The 17,156-nt window shown below is 31.8% G+C and carries 19 protein-coding genes; 12 read left to right on the forward strand and 7 right to left on the reverse strand.

The window, feature by feature from the left end; translation table 11 throughout:
- Positions 1 to 28 precede the first annotated feature (28 nt).
- From J8L88_RS12965 to J8L88_RS12975, 3 genes are all read left to right on the forward strand, one after another.
- A complete protein-coding gene (locus tag J8L88_RS12965; RefSeq protein ID WP_211060935.1) occupies positions 29 to 1,360 on the forward strand; it encodes an NAD(P)/FAD-dependent oxidoreductase in 1,332 nt (443 codons plus the stop codon).
- Positions 1,357 to 2,046 (forward strand): peptidoglycan DD-metalloendopeptidase family protein, encoded by a 690-nt coding sequence (locus J8L88_RS12970; RefSeq protein ID WP_211060936.1) that lies wholly within the window; start codon positions 1,357 to 1,359, stop codon positions 2,044 to 2,046. Before J8L88_RS12965 ends, J8L88_RS12970 begins: the two co-directional genes overlap by 4 nt.
- Before the next feature lie 324 nt (positions 2,047 to 2,370).
- Positions 2,371 to 3,015: a hypothetical protein gene (locus J8L88_RS12975; RefSeq protein WP_118386835.1), complete on the forward strand. Its 645-nt coding sequence runs from the start codon at positions 2,371 to 2,373 to the stop codon at positions 3,013 to 3,015.
- Between the two features lie 83 nt (positions 3,016 to 3,098).
- Here the strand turns inward: J8L88_RS12975 and J8L88_RS12980 are convergent, their stop codons facing one another.
- Positions 3,099 to 3,680: a DUF4377 domain-containing protein gene (locus J8L88_RS12980; RefSeq protein WP_118386834.1), complete on the reverse strand. Its 582-nt coding sequence runs from the start codon at positions 3,678 to 3,680 to the stop codon at positions 3,099 to 3,101.
- Positions 3,681 to 3,799: 119 nt separating this feature from the next.
- Between J8L88_RS12980 and J8L88_RS12985 the strand changes: the two genes are divergently transcribed.
- Positions 3,800 to 4,138 (forward strand): PadR family transcriptional regulator, encoded by a 339-nt coding sequence (locus J8L88_RS12985; RefSeq protein WP_027395497.1) that lies wholly within the window; start codon positions 3,800 to 3,802, stop codon positions 4,136 to 4,138.
- The gene (locus J8L88_RS12990) at positions 4,135 to 4,743 is read left to right on the forward strand and encodes a hypothetical protein (protein ID WP_035086670.1); all 609 of its coding nucleotides are present in this window, start codon (positions 4,135 to 4,137) and stop codon (positions 4,741 to 4,743) included. The genes J8L88_RS12985 and J8L88_RS12990 overlap by 4 nt, the downstream gene beginning before the upstream one ends.
- An 81-nt stretch (positions 4,744 to 4,824) precedes the next feature.
- Here the strand turns inward: J8L88_RS12990 and secA are convergent, their stop codons facing one another.
- The 5 genes from secA to J8L88_RS13015 all read right to left on the reverse strand — a co-directional run bounded on the left by secA (position 4,825) and on the right by J8L88_RS13015 (position 9,636).
- Entirely contained in the window at positions 4,825 to 8,181 is a 3,357-nt protein-coding gene (gene secA / locus J8L88_RS12995) for a preprotein translocase subunit SecA (protein ID WP_027395498.1), read from the reverse strand.
- A 238-nt stretch (positions 8,182 to 8,419) separates the two neighbouring features.
- Entirely contained in the window at positions 8,420 to 8,641 is a 222-nt protein-coding gene (locus tag J8L88_RS13000) for a DUF2795 domain-containing protein (RefSeq protein ID WP_006989959.1), read from the reverse strand.
- A gap of 140 nt (positions 8,642 to 8,781) precedes the next feature.
- Positions 8,782 to 9,357, reverse strand: a complete 576-nt coding sequence (locus J8L88_RS13005) for a cob(I)yrinic acid a,c-diamide adenosyltransferase (RefSeq protein ID WP_027395499.1) — start codon at positions 9,355 to 9,357, stop codon at positions 8,782 to 8,784.
- A complete protein-coding gene (locus tag J8L88_RS13010; RefSeq protein ID WP_162144515.1) occupies positions 9,329 to 9,475 on the reverse strand; it encodes a hypothetical protein in 147 nt (48 codons plus the stop codon). Before J8L88_RS13010 ends, J8L88_RS13005 begins: the two co-directional genes overlap by 29 nt.
- Complete coding sequence (locus tag J8L88_RS13015; RefSeq protein ID WP_155839784.1) at positions 9,472 to 9,636, reverse strand: hypothetical protein; 165 nt, start codon at positions 9,634 to 9,636, stop codon at positions 9,472 to 9,474. Before J8L88_RS13015 ends, J8L88_RS13010 begins: the two co-directional genes overlap by 4 nt.
- 181 nt (positions 9,637 to 9,817) lie before the next feature.
- Between J8L88_RS13015 and recR the strand changes: the two genes are divergently transcribed.
- The 7 genes from recR (at position 9,818) to J8L88_RS13050 (ending at position 16,388) form a co-directional block, all read left to right on the forward strand.
- Positions 9,818 to 10,438 carry a recombination mediator RecR gene (recR, locus tag J8L88_RS13020; protein ID WP_027395500.1) on the forward strand — a complete coding sequence of 207 codons (621 nt, stop codon included), beginning with the start codon at positions 9,818 to 9,820 and terminating at the stop codon, positions 10,436 to 10,438.
- Positions 10,439 to 10,483: 45 nt separating this feature from the next.
- Positions 10,484 to 11,593 (forward strand): glycosyltransferase family 2 protein, encoded by a 1,110-nt coding sequence (locus J8L88_RS13025; RefSeq protein WP_371813669.1) that lies wholly within the window; start codon positions 10,484 to 10,486, stop codon positions 11,591 to 11,593.
- A gap of 90 nt (positions 11,594 to 11,683) precedes the next feature.
- Entirely contained in the window at positions 11,684 to 13,027 is a 1,344-nt protein-coding gene (locus tag J8L88_RS13030; RefSeq protein WP_211060937.1) for a dihydrolipoamide acetyltransferase family protein, read from the forward strand.
- Between the two features lie 238 nt (positions 13,028 to 13,265).
- Positions 13,266 to 13,913 carry a hypothetical protein gene (locus J8L88_RS13035; protein WP_147404174.1) on the forward strand — a complete coding sequence of 216 codons (648 nt, stop codon included), beginning with the start codon at positions 13,266 to 13,268 and terminating at the stop codon, positions 13,911 to 13,913.
- A 26-nt stretch (positions 13,914 to 13,939) separates the two neighbouring features.
- Positions 13,940 to 14,587: a hypothetical protein gene (locus tag J8L88_RS13040; protein WP_027395504.1), complete on the forward strand. Its 648-nt coding sequence runs from the start codon at positions 13,940 to 13,942 to the stop codon at positions 14,585 to 14,587.
- Between the two features lie 515 nt (positions 14,588 to 15,102).
- Complete coding sequence (locus J8L88_RS13045) at positions 15,103 to 15,582, forward strand: hypothetical protein (RefSeq protein WP_211060938.1); 480 nt, start codon at positions 15,103 to 15,105, stop codon at positions 15,580 to 15,582.
- A gap of 89 nt (positions 15,583 to 15,671) precedes the next feature.
- Positions 15,672 to 16,388, forward strand: coding sequence for a metallophosphoesterase (locus J8L88_RS13050; RefSeq protein WP_035086678.1), 717 nt, complete (start codon positions 15,672 to 15,674; stop codon positions 16,386 to 16,388).
- Between the two features lie 81 nt (positions 16,389 to 16,469).
- Here J8L88_RS13050 and J8L88_RS13055 read toward each other — a convergent pair whose 3' ends face one another.
- Positions 16,470 to 17,147 carry a hypothetical protein gene (locus J8L88_RS13055; RefSeq protein ID WP_211060939.1) on the reverse strand — a complete coding sequence of 226 codons (678 nt, stop codon included), beginning with the start codon at positions 17,145 to 17,147 and terminating at the stop codon, positions 16,470 to 16,472.
- Positions 17,148 to 17,156: the final 9 nt, after the last annotated feature.

The following is a 17,156-nucleotide window of genomic DNA, read 5'->3' on the forward strand; positions in this document are numbered from 1 at the left end:
GCTGCTTTGGATAACAGAGTTATAGTTTATGAAATCAAGAATATGTATTATAGGGGCTGGACCAAGTGGTATTACCGCTCTAAAAAATTTGAAAGACAAAGATCTAGCAGTTGTTGTTTATGATCGTAATCAGGAAGTAGGAGGTAACTGGATTTTTTCGGAAGATATTAGTCATTCTAGTGTATTCGAAACTACCCATATAATTAGTTCCAAAACGCTTTCTCAGTATGAAGATTTTACTTTTGATGATTTTGATAGTTCGGTGGCGGATTACCCCTCTCATGACGAATTAAAAAGGTATTTTCAAGCGTATGCTAAACATTTTGAGCTCTATCCTTATATAGAGTTTGGAGCTACTGTAAAGCATTGTAACCGTATAAGTGACAGTAAATGGGAAATTACCATACTGCAAAATGGAGATGAAAGAAAAGAAATGTTTACAGATTTAGTAGTTTGTAATGGACATCATTCCGTCCCTAGAGTTCCTAGATATCCTGGTCATTTTTCTGGAGAATTTATACACTCTCATGAGTATAAAAAGGCAGCACCATTTGCAAATAAAAAAGTTTTAGTAATTGGTGGGGGTAATTCTGCTTGTGATGTAGCTGTCGAGACAAGTAGGGTAAGTAAAAAAACAGCAATTAGTTGGCGTAGAGGTTATCGAATAATACCCAAATTCTTTTTTGGATTACCCTCAGACATTGTTGGGGCAAGATCTGCATGGCTTCCGGTAAAAATTAGAGGTTGGTTTAATGATAGGTTGTTACGCCTTATGCTAGGGAAGAATAAATTATACGGTTTGCCAGAAGTGAAAACTAAGTTTGGTGAAACACATCCAACGATTAATGATGAACTTTTGTATAAAGTAAGACATGGAAAAGTGCATCCAAAAGTTGACATAGAAAGACTGCATGGTAAAATAGTATGGTTTAAAGATGGAACAAAAGAAGATTATGATGTAATTATAGCATGCACGGGCTATGTATTAAAACATTCATTTTTTGATTCTTCATTTATCGATTATAGTGATGGACCAGTTCCACTATACCTTAAGATGTTTCACGAAGAATTTCATAACCTTTTTTTTATTGGATTATTCCAGCCTTTAGGATGTATTTGGCCGGGATCAGAATTACAAAGTAAAATACTGGCAAATTACCTTACGGGAGACTGGAAAATGCCTTCTACTATCAAAAAATTATGTCAACGAGAAATAACACATCCACACTACAAACAGATTAATACACCTAGACATACGATTACTGTTGATTATCATAAATTTAGAAAATCGTTACTAAAACAGTTGCCTAAGAATTGGGTTTCGAAAACACCTAATAATATTTCAAAAAGTACTTTATGATGAATGATTCATTTTCTCAGTTTATAGAGAGCTTATCCCGTAGTTTTATACCTATTGTTGATCCTGATTTTTTAAAAGAGAATTATGTTTCTATAGATCTGTCAATATATAATAAAGATTTAGAGCGTATTGATGTATCTTCTTCTAAGGCTTTTGAAGGTTATATAAATAGATATTTGATCAAGAATGCGGCTGAGGTAGCTTTTGGTGGTTATAATGAAACCAGAGGTATTTATAGAAGAAGTAAACATTTTAACCAACAAGACCCAGAAACCGAACGTAATATACATCTCGGATTGGATGTTTGGTGTGATGCAGGGACTGATGTTTTAGCTCCATTAGAAGGAAAAATTCATAGTTTTAAAAATAACAAAAACTTTGGCGATTACGGGCCTACTATAGTTCTAGAGCATAAGATAGAAAAAGTGATCTTTTATACATTATATGGACATTTAAGCGAAAAATCAATTGAAGATATAAAGATAGGACAACACTTTTATGCAGGAGATGTGGTAGCTAAGTTAGGGGATGCATCTGTGAATGGTGATTATGCCCCTCACTTACATTTTCAGATTATTAAGGATATGCAGGGTAATGTAGGCGATTATCCAGGAGTATCTAATAAAAAAGAATTGCGGTATTTTTTGCAAAATTGCCCAAACCCTAATTTATTACTTAAAATTTAAGCTAATTGTTGTGTTGTTTTAGGTTTGTTTGATTAATACGTGAGATAATCAAAATGTAAAATAATATGAAAACAGATAAGAACTTGGGAGTTTTTTGTGTTTTTGATCGATTTTAAAACGCCTTTCATCAGTATTTTTATAATTTTTTAAATATAATAACTTGATAATCAGTGTTTTGTTGTAAAAATTAACAAAACCTTTGTAGTTGAACGAAAATCCGTGTTATTTCATCTAAAAGTCTGATTTCTAGTTGGTGGCGTAAGTTTTTTGTGTTATTCTTGTATGGTAAAGCCGTAATAACTTAACTTTAAAGCCCCAGAAAAAATGAAAGTTATAGCCCTAATATTCAGTCTATTTTTATCTCTTATCATTTCAGCCAATGAAGACAACAAACTTACTGTTCATATGGATGGTTTAACTGTTGAGGTGTTAAATTTTGAAGAAGGAGATAAATTAAAGTTGTTTGAACTTGAAACAGGGGATCATATCTTATCTAAATCATATTCATTAATAGACTTAAGTCAATTACCTGTTGGTTCTTATTTATTAGAAAACAATGAAGGTAAGTCTTTAGTGATTAACCGTCAAGAAGAGGAGTTGATGATTGATGGCGCGGTTATTTTACAAGAAGAAGAGTTTATAGTGGGGGATGATGCTCAATTTGCTGATGTTACTGGAGATGAAGAAATGAATGTAGAGAAAGATTTCATCAATAACTATGTAAATTCAAACCAGAACTTATTGAATATTGAAAGGCAAGGTGATATAATCGTAGTAGTGGATTTTGAAGAAGGAGACAAATTAAAATTGTTTGAAGTAAAAGATACTATTCACGTATTGTCTAAAACAACAAATGAAATAGATTTAAGTCAATTACCAGTAGGATTATATATATTAGAAAATAGTAAAGGGGATTCTGTTGTTGTTGAAAAATTTATAGAAACTCAAGCTACATTAACTGATTTGTAGGAAGTTTAAAGGGGATAAACAAATACAAGAATAAAGCGGGTTCGATTAGAACCCGCTTTGTTTTTATTTGTAATTAGTGTGTATTATTCGTTTATTATTTCTTTTAAAACATATTGATTATCAGATCCATGAGTAAATACTCCTGTTAACTGTTCTTGATTATTGATTTTATTAGATAATTCCAAACATAGATCTTGACAATCGATAGATATTGAAGAGTTTATTAGTGCATGGTTGTTTTCCTGATCTACAGTTGTCCAGTTGTAAAAGGTTCCATCGGTTGTATTCATTGTTAATCGTACTTTAAATTCTGTATTTGACGAAACGGCTGTTTTGGATAGCACTCTAATTAAGTCAATTCTTATACTAGAACCATCTTGTGGAGGATCGGGGATGTGGGTTTTGCTGACTTGTAAATCATGAATAAACCCTAATCCATATTCAAATCCCTGTATTTTTTCATGGGAATTTGTAAATTCTTCTTCTCCAATCTGATCTCCTTCTTGGGTTAGTATAATAACACCTAAATCTCCCCAAAATGTAACTAATCCAGTGTCCTGATAATGATTCACTCTAATGTTAGTGATTTCTATTATTTCATCATCATTATTACAAGAAATACTTATTGTTAGTATTATGACAAGCAAAAGGAATTTTTTTTTCATATAACATTTTATTATAGGATGGTTTATGTGTTTAAAGGTTGCTCACTATTTATCTTAAATAATGTTAAAATTAAATACATAGAATTATGATGTATTGTATTTTTATGTATATTTGATCTATGTATTCAAAAGAACTTTTAAAGGGAACACTGTCTGTAATTATTCTCAACTTATTATCTGAAAAAGGTAGAATGTATGGTTATGAGATTTTTCAGCAAGTAAAAGAGCGATCAGATGGTAAAATATTATTAAAGGATGGGTCACTCTATCCTGCTTTACAGAAAATGAAAAAAGAGGGTTTGTTGTCTTGTGAAGAAGAATATATCGGTAAAAGAATTAGAAAGTACTATTTGCTTACATCCAAAGGGAAAGAAGAAAAAGTAAATTATATAGAGGAGCTTAAGGATTTTATGGAAACACTTAATAAAGTTATTTTTCCAAAACTAGATGCTATATGAAATTGAATAGTGAACAAGAAAAGAAAATTAAAAATTTTGTAGATAAACAAGGATTTAAACTATTAGAATTACGAGATGATATAGAAGATCATCTATGTTGTGTTGTAGAGAGTGATCTTAAGAGAGGAAGAACATTTGATCAATCATTACGAGATGCTATATCAGAATTGGCACCTAATGGATTAATCGATTTAGAACGAAAAACAATTTTTTTATTAAACTCAAAACGAATTATTATGATGAAAAAACTGATGTATTTTATTGGATTTATTGGAGCGTTAACATTAACAGTAGGTGTTGTATTTAAAATATTATGGTATCCTGGTGCTAATAAACTTTTTATGACAGGTTTTCTATTGTTGTTGTTGATTTTTGTTCCGATGCTAGCTATTGATAGATATAAAGTAGCGATTGCAAAAACGCTTTCAGAGCGCTTAAAAATTGTTTTAGGTTGTGTTTCTGGTGTTATTGTAGGTTTATCAGGATTGTTTAAATTGATGCATTGGATGGGAGCAGAGGTGCTATTGTTAGCAGGTGCTTTTATTTTTGTAGTAGGGTATCTTCCATTTTTGTTTTTTACAATGTATAGAAAGTCCCTTGCTTAAGTAAACGAGATATATGATATAAAAATGAAACAACCCTGAGGTATTACTTCAGGGTTGTTTTAAGTTAAGCGTTTTAGGGATTTATTCAGAAATAAGAACCCATTCTCCTTTTTCTATTAAAGGAATTGCTTGCTTATATTTTACCGTTTTGTTTTCTCCGCTCATTACATGTTTGATGGTAACCTTATCATTACGTCCAATTTTTGGTTGTTCTCTAACAATAGTTTCTGTTACCTGAGGACGTTGTTGTGTTTCTCCAGCAGCTCTGTTTTGTGCAGCACGCTCATCCATATTAGGGATTTCTTCTTTAGAAGTTTCTAAATTCTCTTTTTTTCGTACCTGACGAGCTTCAGAAATGTCCTGAGTGTTACCAGTTGGCAACTCTCCTTTGAACAAGAAAGAAATAACATCTTTGTTAACCTCTTCAATCATTACTTTGAATAATTCAAAAGCTTCGAATTTATAGATCAATAATGGATCTTTTTGTTCGTGAACTGCCAATTGTACACTTTGTTTTAACTCATCCATTTTACGAAGATGTGTTTTCCAAGCGTCATCAATAATTGCTAAAGTGATATTTTTTTCAAAATCAGTAATTAATTGTTTTCCTTCACTTTCATAAGCTTTTTCTAGGTTAGTAGCTACATTTAAGCTTTTTACTCCATCCGTAAACGGAACTAAAATACGTTCGTATTTACTAGAAGGATCTTCATATACTTGTTTAATAACTGGATATGCAGCTTCTGCATTTCGCTTCATTTTATCTTGATAGTGCTCATAAGCTGCTTTGTAAATTTCTCCAGCAATCTTTTGAGAATCCATTTTCTCGAACTCCTCAGCAGTTATAGGGCTGCTCATTGAGAAATAACGAATCAATTCAAACTCAAAGTTTTTATAATCCTGAGCATTCTTATTAGATTCTGTGATCACCTCTGCGGTATCATAAATCATATTAGCAAGATCTACACGAAGACGCTCTCCAAACAATGCGTGATAACGACGTTTATATACAACTTCACGCTGCGCGTTCATTACATCGTCATATTCTAATAATCGCTTACGAACTCCAAAGTTGTTTTCTTCTACTTTTTTCTGAGCTCTTTCGATAGATTTAGAAATCATAGAATGCTGAATTACCTCACCTTCTTTCAGTCCCATTCTATCCATCATTTTAGCAATACGTTCTGATCCAAAAAGACGCATTAAATTGTCTTCTAAAGAAACATAGAATTGAGAACTACCAGGATCTCCTTGACGACCAGCACGTCCACGTAGCTGTCTGTCTACACGACGAGAATCATGACGTTCTGTACCTATAATTGCTAAACCTCCAGCTGCTTTTACTTCATCAGATAATTTAATATCTGTTCCACGACCTGCCATGTTGGTTGCAATAGTAACTACTCCTGGATTACCAGCCTCAGCTACAATATCTGCTTCTTTCTTATGTAGTTTCGCATTCAGTACATTGTGTGGTACTTTACGAATTGTAAGCATTCTACCCAGTAATTCCGAAATTTCTACAGAAGTAGTACCAATAAGTACAGGTCTACCAGCTCTTGATAATTCGGTTACTTGTTCGATTACAGCATTGTATTTCTCGCGTTTAGTTTTGTATACTAAATCTTCCATATCTTTTCTAGCGATAGGTCGATTTGTAGGGATTTCTACAACATCCAATTTGTATATTTCCCAAAGTTCTCCCGCTTCTGTAACGGCAGTTCCGGTCATACCAGATAATTTTCCATACATACGGAAATAGTTCTGTAATGTTACAGTGGCAAAAGTTTGAGTTGCATCTTCAATTTTTACATTTTCTTTAGCTTCAATTGCTTGATGTAATCCATCACTATAACGACGTCCATCCATGATACGTCCTGTTTGTTCATCAACAATTTTTACTTTGTTGTCCATCACTACATATTCTACATCTTTTTCGAATAAAGAGTATGCTTTTAGTAATTGGCGTAACGTGTGGATGCGTTCGCTCTTTACGCTGTATTCTCTGAAAAGATCTTCTTTTTTTTCTGCTTCTTCTTCTTTTGGTAAGCCAAGATTCTCAATTTTAGCAATCTCCATTCCTATCTGAGGTAGTACAAAGAAATCAGGCTCATCTTTACCAGAAAGATAATCTACACCTTTGTCAGTAAGATCAATTTGATTGTTCTTTTCTTCTATTACGTAATATAGATCTGCATCAATTTTATGCATCTCTCTATTGTTATCCTGCATGTAAAAATTCTCAGTTTTCTGAAGCAGCATTTTTACACCTTCTTCACTTAAGAACTTTATTAGCGCTTTGTTTTTTGGAATTCCTCTGTAAACTTGAAGTAATTTAAACCCACCATCTTTAGTGTTTCCTTCTTTGATAAGTTTTTTAGCTTCAGCTAAGACTGTTGTTAAGTATTTTTGTTGTACCCCAACGATATCAGCAATTTTTGGTTTTAGCTCATTAAATTCATGGATATCTCCTTTAGGAATAGGCCCAGAGATAATTAAAGGAGTACGTGCGTCATCAATTAATACTGAATCAACTTCATCTATGATCGCATAATTATGAGGGCGCTGAACTAAATCTTCCGGTGCATGAGACATATTATCCCTTAGGTAGTCAAAACCAAATTCATTATTAGTTCCATAAGTTATATCTGCGTTATAGGCTGCTCTACGTTCTGCAGAATTAGGTCTATGATTATCGATACATTCTACAGTTAATCCATGGAATTGAAATATAGGAGCCATCCACTCGCTATCACGTCGGGCTAAGTAATCATTAACAGTAACTAGATGAACACCATTGCCAGATAATGCATTAAGGTATACAGGTAGCGTAGCAACTAGGGTTTTACCTTCTCCAGTTTGCATTTCTGCTACTTTTCCTTCGTGTAAAGCAATACCTCCAATCAGCTGCACATCATAGTGAATCATATCCCATTTTACCTCTTTACCAGCAGCATCCCAACTTGTAGACCAGATAGCTTGATCTCCATCGAGATTAATATGATCTCTCGTTCCAGAAAGTTCGCGGTCATAAGCGGTAGCTTCTACTGTAATAGTTTCATTTTCTGCAAATCTCTTAGCAGTTTCTTTTACAACAGCAAAAGCTTCAGGTAAGATTTCGTTTAAAGCTTTTTCTGTTGCTTCATAAGCATCTTTCTTTAGTTTGTCGATCTCACCATAGATATCTTCTTTTCTATCAATATCTTCTGTAGCGTCCGCTTCTTCTTTAAGGGAATCAATTTTTGCATTGATATCAGCACGGGCTTCATTTATGGTATTTTTGAATTCTACGGTTTTGGCACGTAATTCATTGTCAGAAAGAGAAGCGATACCTTGCGCTGCTTTTTTTATTAATTCAACCTTTGGTTGGATTTCTTTTATATCTTTTTTGGATTTATCTCCAACGAATACTTTTAATACAGAATCTAAAACTCCCATGATTTATGGTTATGTGTTTTTTAATGAGATTTAATTTTAAAATGAAATTAACTTGTTTCTCCTTTAAAAAAAGAAGAACTCTAAATGTAACTTCAATTCTTTGAATCTATTGTAATCTCTATACCTAAAAGGCATTATTATACAATGCTTCACAGACTATTGACAGCTAGTGAAGGTGGCGTAATTTACGCAAAAAAAAAGCCTCTTGCGAGACTTTTAATACTATTTAAATATTTTTTTAATATTCATCCTCATTCCAAAGATAATCTTCGTCAGTTGGATAATCTGGCCATATTTCTTCTATAGAATCATACGAATCCCCTTCATCTTCAATTGATTGTAGGTTTTCCACAACCTCTAGCGGTGCTCCCGTACGAATTGCATAGTCAATTAACTCATCTTTGGTTGCTGGCCAAGGTGCATCACTTAAATAAGATGCTAATTCTAAAGTCCAATACATATGCTTACTGGTTTAATTTTTTTGCAAAAATAATTTTTTAGTTTAAAAAGTCAAGTAAAAAATTAATTATTTCAACAATAATTATAAGAACGTGATTTTTCGGGTATTACCCTTAACTTATTTTTAAGCTTTTTTGAGCACTAAGAATTTTTTTGAGGAATCCATTGTATCTCGTTTGCTTGTAAATCGTAGGACAACTTTCGTGCCAGTACAAATAGATAGTCAGATAGTCGGTTTAAGTACTGTAAAGTTGTTGCTTCAAAAGGGTCTAACTCATATAACGCTGTGGCTAAACGCTCGGCTCTCCTACATACACAGCGTGCAATATGACAGAATGACACTGTTTGGTGTCCTCCTGGTAGTACAAAATGAGTCATTGGAGGTAAAGATTCATTCATACGATCTATTTCAGTTTCTAAAAGTGTTATATCTTCTATAGAAATAGTAGGGATGTTTAATCTTTTTTGTCCGTTTTTTAATGTTGCTTTTTCCGGATCTGTAGCTAAAACGGCTCCTACAGTAAACAATTTGTCCTGAATAGTCACTAATACTGTCTTGCTTAGCTCATCTATTTGCTGATCTCTTATTAAACCGATATGCGAGTTTAATTCATCTACGGTCCCATAGCTGTCAATACGAATATGATGTTTAGGGACTCTGGTACCACCAAATAATGCGGTAGTGCCTTTATCTCCTGTCTTTGTGTATATCTTCATCTCTTTTTTGTTGATTATCTTTTTTATATTTAGAAATATCTTTTTTCGCCTTATTTACATTTAAATAAACAAAGATTCCTCCGATTAATACAGCGGTCCAAAACCAAGGAAATTTCATTTTTTCTTCTTTTTGAAATAATTCTTCCTAAAATCTCTTGTCGAGCGATCATATAATTTCTTTTTATTTCTGCCAGAATTCCATCGCACTACAAAAAACAGTAATGCTATTCCAATAATAACTAAAACTAACTGGGTTTCTTCAGATAGTGCATCAAACATGATTTCTTCTTTTGCAGTAAATGTAATAAATAGCTATGAGTATTTTAGTACTAGAGTTTATCAGTGTTAGTACAGTTTGGTGTTAAGTTGATTGTTAAATGTTAAATAAGAACTTAAGTTGTGATCGTATTCCCTTAGAGACAAGTAAACTCAAAGACTATTTTATTACATTTGTATCGCTATGGAATTTTCGTCAAAATTATTGGAAAATGCAGTATATGAAATGTCTCAGTTGCCAGGGATTGGTAAAAGAACTGCGTTACGATTGGTTTTACATCTTTTGAGACAACCAGAGACGCAAACACAGCATTTGGTAAAAGCGTTGGGTACGTTAAGAGAAGATGTGAAGTTTTGTAAAAACTGTCATAGTATTAGTGATGTAGAAATATGCGATATCTGCAGTAATCCTAATAGGATACAAGATATTGTCTGTGTGGTGGAAGATATTAGAGATGTTATGGCGATAGAGAGTACTAACCAGTATAGAGGTTTATATCATGTTTTGGGTGGAAAAATTAGCCCAATGGATGGTATTGGCCCTCAGGATCTTAAAATCCATACATTGGTAGAAAAAGTAAAATCGGGAGCAGTAAAGGAATTAATTTTTGCTTTAAGTGCTACTATGGAAGGTGATACTACGAATTTTTATATTTATAGACAATTAGAAGGTGTCGATATTAAAATAGCTACTATTGCTAGGGGAATAGGTGTAAATGACGAGTTAGAATATGCCGATGAGGTGACTTTAGGTAGAAGTATTATTAATAGAATTCCTTTTGAAAACGCATTGAAGAGTTCTTAATTTGTTTCATTTTTAAAATTTGATCTTCTGAAATTATCTGTAGTCATCCTTAATTATAATGTTCGTTATTTTTTAGAACTATGCATTTTAAGTGTTCAGAAAGCCGTAACTGATTTAAATGCAGAGATTATTGTTGTTGATAATAATTCTCCTGATGATAGTTGTGCTATGGTTAAAGAACGTTTTCCTAAAATTCTCTTAGTAGAAAACAATGATAATGTTGGGTTTGCAAGGGCTAACAATCAAGGAGTTGATTTAGCAAAAGGTGAATATATCTGTATCCTAAATCCAGACACTGTAGTAGCTGAAGATACGTTTGTAAATATTATTTCGACATCAGAAAAGTTAATACATATGGGCATGTTAGGCCCAAAACTTATTGATGGTACTGGTAATTTTCTTCCAGAAAGTAAGAGAAATGTGCCATCTCCTTTGACTTCTTTTCGAAGATTGTTTGGTGTTAAATTAGGCAAAGTGAAAAATTATTATGCAGATCATATACCTGAAACTGGAATTGCAGCTGTTGATATTTTAGTTGGGGCTTTTGTTCTGGTAAGAAAAAAAGACTATAAGTCAGTAAAAGGTTTTGATGAAGATTATTTTATGTATGGAGAGGATATTGATCTCTCATATAAAATGAAAAAGAAAGGGTTACAAAACTACTATATAGGAACAATTCCTGTAATTCATTATAAAGGCGAAAGTACAGATCGTAACGCAGAATACATAAAACGTTTTTATGGAGCAATGCGATTGTTTTATAGAAAACACTTTAAGAGTAATTGGTTCTTGGACTTCATTGTATCTCTAGGAATACGTTTGACTTCTATAATTCAGTCGTTTAAAAGTTATCATAAAGAAAAGTGTGTGATTGATACTTATTATTTAGTATCAGAGAATCATAGTTTGAAGAAGCGACTTAGTGAGGTACTGCAAAAAGAAGTGAAGTTTATTTCATTGGAAGCTGCAAAGAATTTGGGATATACTAATAACGAACTTATCTTTGACAACGAGTTACTAAGTTTTGGTGAAATAATAAAAGAAATGCAAATTTTGAGAAAATCAAATATGACTTTTAAGATTAAACCAGTAGGATGTGATTTTATATTAGGAAGTGATTTTAGTGATGGAAAAGGAGAGGTAATTACTTTTTAAAGAAACTTTAGTAAATAAAAATTAATTTAAGAGCTTAACTTTTATTAATTTCGCAAAAAACATAACTAATAAATACCTTTGATTAAGAATATGGCAAAATTTGAGCTTAAACTTCCGAAGATGGGTGAGAGTGTTGCAGAGGCAACAATAACAACTTGGTTAAAAGAAGTTGGAGATACTATCGAAATGGACGATGCAGTATTAGAGATTGCTACGGATAAAGTAGATAGCGAAGTCCCTTGCGAGGTAGAAGGAGTATTGGTTGAAAAGCTTTTTGATGTTGACGATGTAGTAAAAGTTGGTCAAACAATTGCTATTATTGAAACAGAAGGAGAAGTTGCTACAGATGCATCTCCAGAAAAAATTAAAGAAGAAGTTGTAGCTGCACCTGAAACCGCAGCTCAAGTTATAGAAAACGATATTGCTGCAGTAACTGAAACGGTTACTACAAAAGCTGATTTTTCCGAAAGTTCTAAGTTTTATTCTCCATTAGTTAAAAATATAGCTGCAGCAGAAGGAATTTCTATAGCAGAATTAGAAAATATATCTGGAACTGGAAAAGATGGTAGAGTTACTAAAAATGATATCTTACAGTTTGTAGAAGATAGAAAAGCTGGTAAAACTGCGACTCCTTCAACACCAGTATTAAAAGAACAAAAAAATACTCCTACAGCACCAGCTAAGAAAATGGATGCTCCCAAAGCTACACCAGTAGTTGCATCGGGAGAAGATGAGATTATAGAAATGACCAGAATGGGGAAATTGATTTCGCATCATATGGTAGATTCTGTACAAACTTCTGCACACGTACAATCGTTTATTGAGGCAGATGTAACTAATATCTGGAACTGGAGAAAGAAGGTGAAAGGTGATTTTATGAAGAGAGAAGGAGAAAACTTAACCTTTACTCCAATCTTTATGGAAGCTGTAGCAAAAGCCATTAGAGATTTTCCAATGATTAATATTTCTGTTTCTGGGGATACGATCATTAAAAAGAAAAATATTAATCTAGGAATGGCAGCTGCCTTGGCAGATGGTAATTTAATTGTTCCAGTAATTAAGAATGCAGATCAGTTAAACTTAGTTGGAATGACCAAAGCTGTGAATGATTTGGCAAACCGAGCGCGTAATAATGCATTAAAACCAGATGATATTCAAGGAGGAACTTATACAGTTACTAACGTAGGAACTTTTGGTAGTATTATGGGAACGCCAATTATTAATCAGCCACAAGTTGCTATTTTAGCGTTAGGAGCTATTCGTAAGGTGCCTGCTGTGATTGAAACACCTGATGGAGACTTTATTGGTATTCGTTATAAAATGTTCTTATCGCATTCTTATGACCATAGAGTTGTAAATGGTGCTCTTGGAGGACAATTTGTGCAACGAGTAAAGGACTATCTCGAAGCATTTGATGTAAATAGAGAGTTTTAAGAAATACTATAATTTATAAATAAAAAAACCGCATATGTATTATGCGGTTTTTTTATTTTATAATATTTAATTACTACCAAGATGTTTTGATTAGAAGACATATAAACGTGTTAGTTCTTGAAATACTCCTATTCCCTATATTCTGATTTTTATACAATAAATGCATATAATAGGGTAACATTTTCCTTCTAAATGATACATATGTTAAACTCTAATAAATATTTAAATTTTAAAATGTATGAGATTCTCAAAAGTAAATTATTTTTTGTGTGTATTGTTAGGAACGATGTTGTTAAGTTGTTCTCCGGAAGATGGAACTGATGGTGTTCCTGGGTTAAGTAATCTTACAATATTAAATGATGAGCCTAGCGGAGCAAATTGTGAAAATGGAGGGGTTAGAATTGAAAATGGCTTAGACTTAAATTCAAATACAATTCTTGAAACTAACGAGGTGTTAACGACAACTTTCTTGTGTGATGGATTTAATAGTGATTATCAAGATGAAACAAGGTTAGTTTTATTTAGTAACGGATCCGGTGCGTCTGGAACTAGTTCTGTAGAAGGAAGGAAAATGGGTGAAATAATAAAATTTGATAAAAAAAATTGGGAAAATGCGTCTTCAATTTATTATGTAGCTTGGATATATTCGGAAAATTCTAATAATAGTTGTTTTGTAGAATTATTTAATGAAACGGATGGGGAGGTTATAGCTAATAGTGTTCTTACTAACAATAGTACCAATTATCCTGGAATATTAATGATCTCAGAAAATATAATTTCTTCTATTCCTGAAAAAGAAATAGATATATCATTAAGATTGCGTTCAGAAAATGAAGGTACGACTGTGTATATGGGTAGAAAGGCTGAATTAGTTATAAAACGTTAATAACACAAACACTTTTTTTGATCACTATGAAAAATATTATAAAATTAAGTTTCTTATTTATATCTGTTTTAATATTAAGTGGTTGCGAACCAGAGGATGGAGAGAATGGTGTTTCGGGATTAAATTCCTTAACAGTGTTTTCTAAGGAAGATTCTGGCTCAAACTGTCAATATGGAGGTATTAAAATAGAGTTAGGTTTAGATGTCAATTCGAATTTTGTTTTAGAAACAAATGAAATAGAAACAACCAAATTTGTTTGTGGGGGAATTGATGATCCAATTTCAAAAGAAACGAGAATTATACTTCATAATAATAATGGTGGAGCTTCCGGTACTTCTGGTAACTATATAAATACGTATCCAGCCATTATAAAATTTGATAAAAGAAATTGGAGTAAATTAAGATCCGTTGTTTATACAGCGAGTATTAAGTCTGACAACAGTAATAATAGTGCAATTGTTGAATTGTATGATGCTACTAATTTTAGAACGATAAGTAATTCCGTTCTTGCTACAAGAAATACTGAATACGAAAATGTGATTTCTAACAATCTTGTTGAATCATTACCGGAGGAGGAAATAAATATTTATTTAAGATTGAGGTCGGAAAATAATACAGGAGACAATGTTTGGATATCTAATAAGTCTGAACTGATTATAAAACAAGAGAATTAATTATCAAAGAACAGTTTTTGTTTAATAAAACAGTTTTGGACTAGATTATTTAGGGTAGAAGATGAGGTGAATAACGAAAACATCTTTACGGTAGAGATGAAAAGTACTCCTTATGAAGATTGCGAATTGGTAGAAAAAATAATTATAGTTATGCTTCAAAATCAGCATAGATTATGAAGGCTTGTGAAATAAAAAATGCGGTTCCTGTACACTTTTCTCGTAAGTATGATGAAGATGAAATAAAAGAGTTGATAGAACAATTTAATAGATCAAAAAAATAAGTTTTTTTGAGATAAGTTTGAGGTCTTAAATAATTTTACCGTCATATCATTATTCTTTTATAGAATTGTGGATAAAGTGTCTAGTGAAGCTTGATTGACAAAAGAAATTTGATATTTCTATATAATTTAATAATAATAGATATACGGTAAGTCTCTTTTTAATATTGTAACAAATAAAATCATATGACTACTAATAAGGTGGTGTCTAATTTTAAATATTAAAACGCTATACCTATGACTATTGAGGAAACATCTAAATTTTTTAAGAACTTAGTTACAGAAACTGACGATACATCCGAAATAAAGGTGTATAAAAAATTCATTAGTATTTTATCACAATTAGAGAGTAGAGGTTTATCTAAAGACCAATTACGAGCTATAGAAAGTAAATTAGATGCTTTTGATATAGATATACCAAGAGAAAACAGGAAAAAATACTACAACAAAAAACTTAGTGAGTTTACAAACTATTTAAAAAAGGAATTTTCTTTGATATCCGAAGGGTATTATATGATGATTGGTATGAGTTTAGGTATGAGTCTTGGAATGAGCTTAGGGATGACTTTTGGAGTAGTTTTCGGTGGTTCTAATGGATTGATCTACGGAATGACTTTTGGAATGACAATAGGTATGTCTTTGGGGTTAGCAATTGGTGCAGCTATGGATGCTAATGCAAAAAAAGAAAACAAAGTGTTAAGTGTCAAATGCAAGTAAAAAAGTATAAAAAATGTCTTTAGATATTTTTAAAAATACTTTTGAGAAGCGTATTAAACTGCATAACTTCGTAGTTAATATCTATAGGTATGGTCAAAAAGATAGCTTATATTACAGATGCTCATATAGATGAAGAATATCCTAAAGGCTTAGGTGTAAATGCCCGAAACAATTGGAAGACAATTTTAGAAGATATTGATTCAAAAAATATTGATGAAGTTATTTATGGTGGTGATATAGGAGAGAAATCATCTAATTCATGGTTTTTTGATACTTTACAAAAGTATAAAGTATCTATTTCTTTGGGAAATCATGATTACTTTTCCGAGGTAATAGAGTACTACAAAAATGATTTTCTAATAGATTCTAATGAGCTTTTTTATTATAGAGAGGATGATTTTTTTAGGTTTATTTTTTTAGATTCTAGTACCGATGTAGCTAGTGAAAAACAATTAATATGGTTGGAGTCAGCGTTGGTTACTTCAAAAAAAATAGTATTATTTATTCACCATCCTGTTTTACCTATTCCTGCTATTATAGATAAAAAATTCTCTTTAAAAGGAAGAGAGAAGATTCAAACTTTATTAGAAAAAAATCCAAATGAAATTATACTTTTTTCAGGACATTATCATATGGAAGATTATCAAAAGTTTAATAATATAATGCAATATATTACACCAGCAGCATCTTATCAGGTAGAAAAAGATCCGAATGAGATTAAAGTTAATAATAATTCATTTGGATATAGAGTTATTGAGTTACATAAAGATCAATTATTTACTGAGGTAATTACCTTTAAGGTGTAGAATTTTAAACAGATCTTATAAATAGTAGTGTGTATTGTTTAGATAATAAGTGGCTATTACTTTTTTAAAAGTATTTGAATTTTAAGTTCGTTCTAAAAAAAAACTTGTTCTTTTCCTTTGTTTGGGTTTCTTTGTGATCTCTTCAATAAAAACATCAAAATTTGTAATGGGATAATGCGTTTTTTTATCTTTTTTGGCAAATGGTAATTCTATGTTTTCTCTGGTATACCCTTTTTCTAACATGTTCCGCCAGAACACAGGGGATAGTAAATTATTTTTACTATCGATATCGACTTCTAAAAACTGTATTTTCTTTTCTTTTAGTTTTTTTATTAATGTATCACATCGATTACAACCTTGATCAGTGTAGATAAAGAGTTTGTAATTAGCTACAGTTCGTGATTGTATTTCTTTCGGTTTTTCTTTTTGCCTTCTAGTATTTATATTTTCTAACTTATCATTAACAATAAGGTTATATGTATAAGATGATTCTTTATCTGTTAAGGGAATTAGTATTAACATTTGTACTTTACTTTTAGCTGGAATGTTCTTAAGAATAGGGCGTTGTGCTCTTCTGCGGTAACCAATAGGATCTATTTTAAGAAAAACGCTTTTATCCGAGTCAGTGTCATTTTGAACATAGATAACACTACGTTTTTTTTGAACGTCTTCTACTAAATAAACTAATTCTTTTTGGCAAAAAGCCGTTGTGGTTTTTAATAATGTAAAAAGAAAGGAAAAGTAAAAAAGGATCTTCAAAACAAGTTT

This window comes from Aquimarina sp. MMG015 (assembly GCF_018100855.1).
Classification (GTDB): Bacteria; Bacteroidota; Bacteroidia; order Flavobacteriales; family Flavobacteriaceae; genus Aquimarina; species Aquimarina latercula.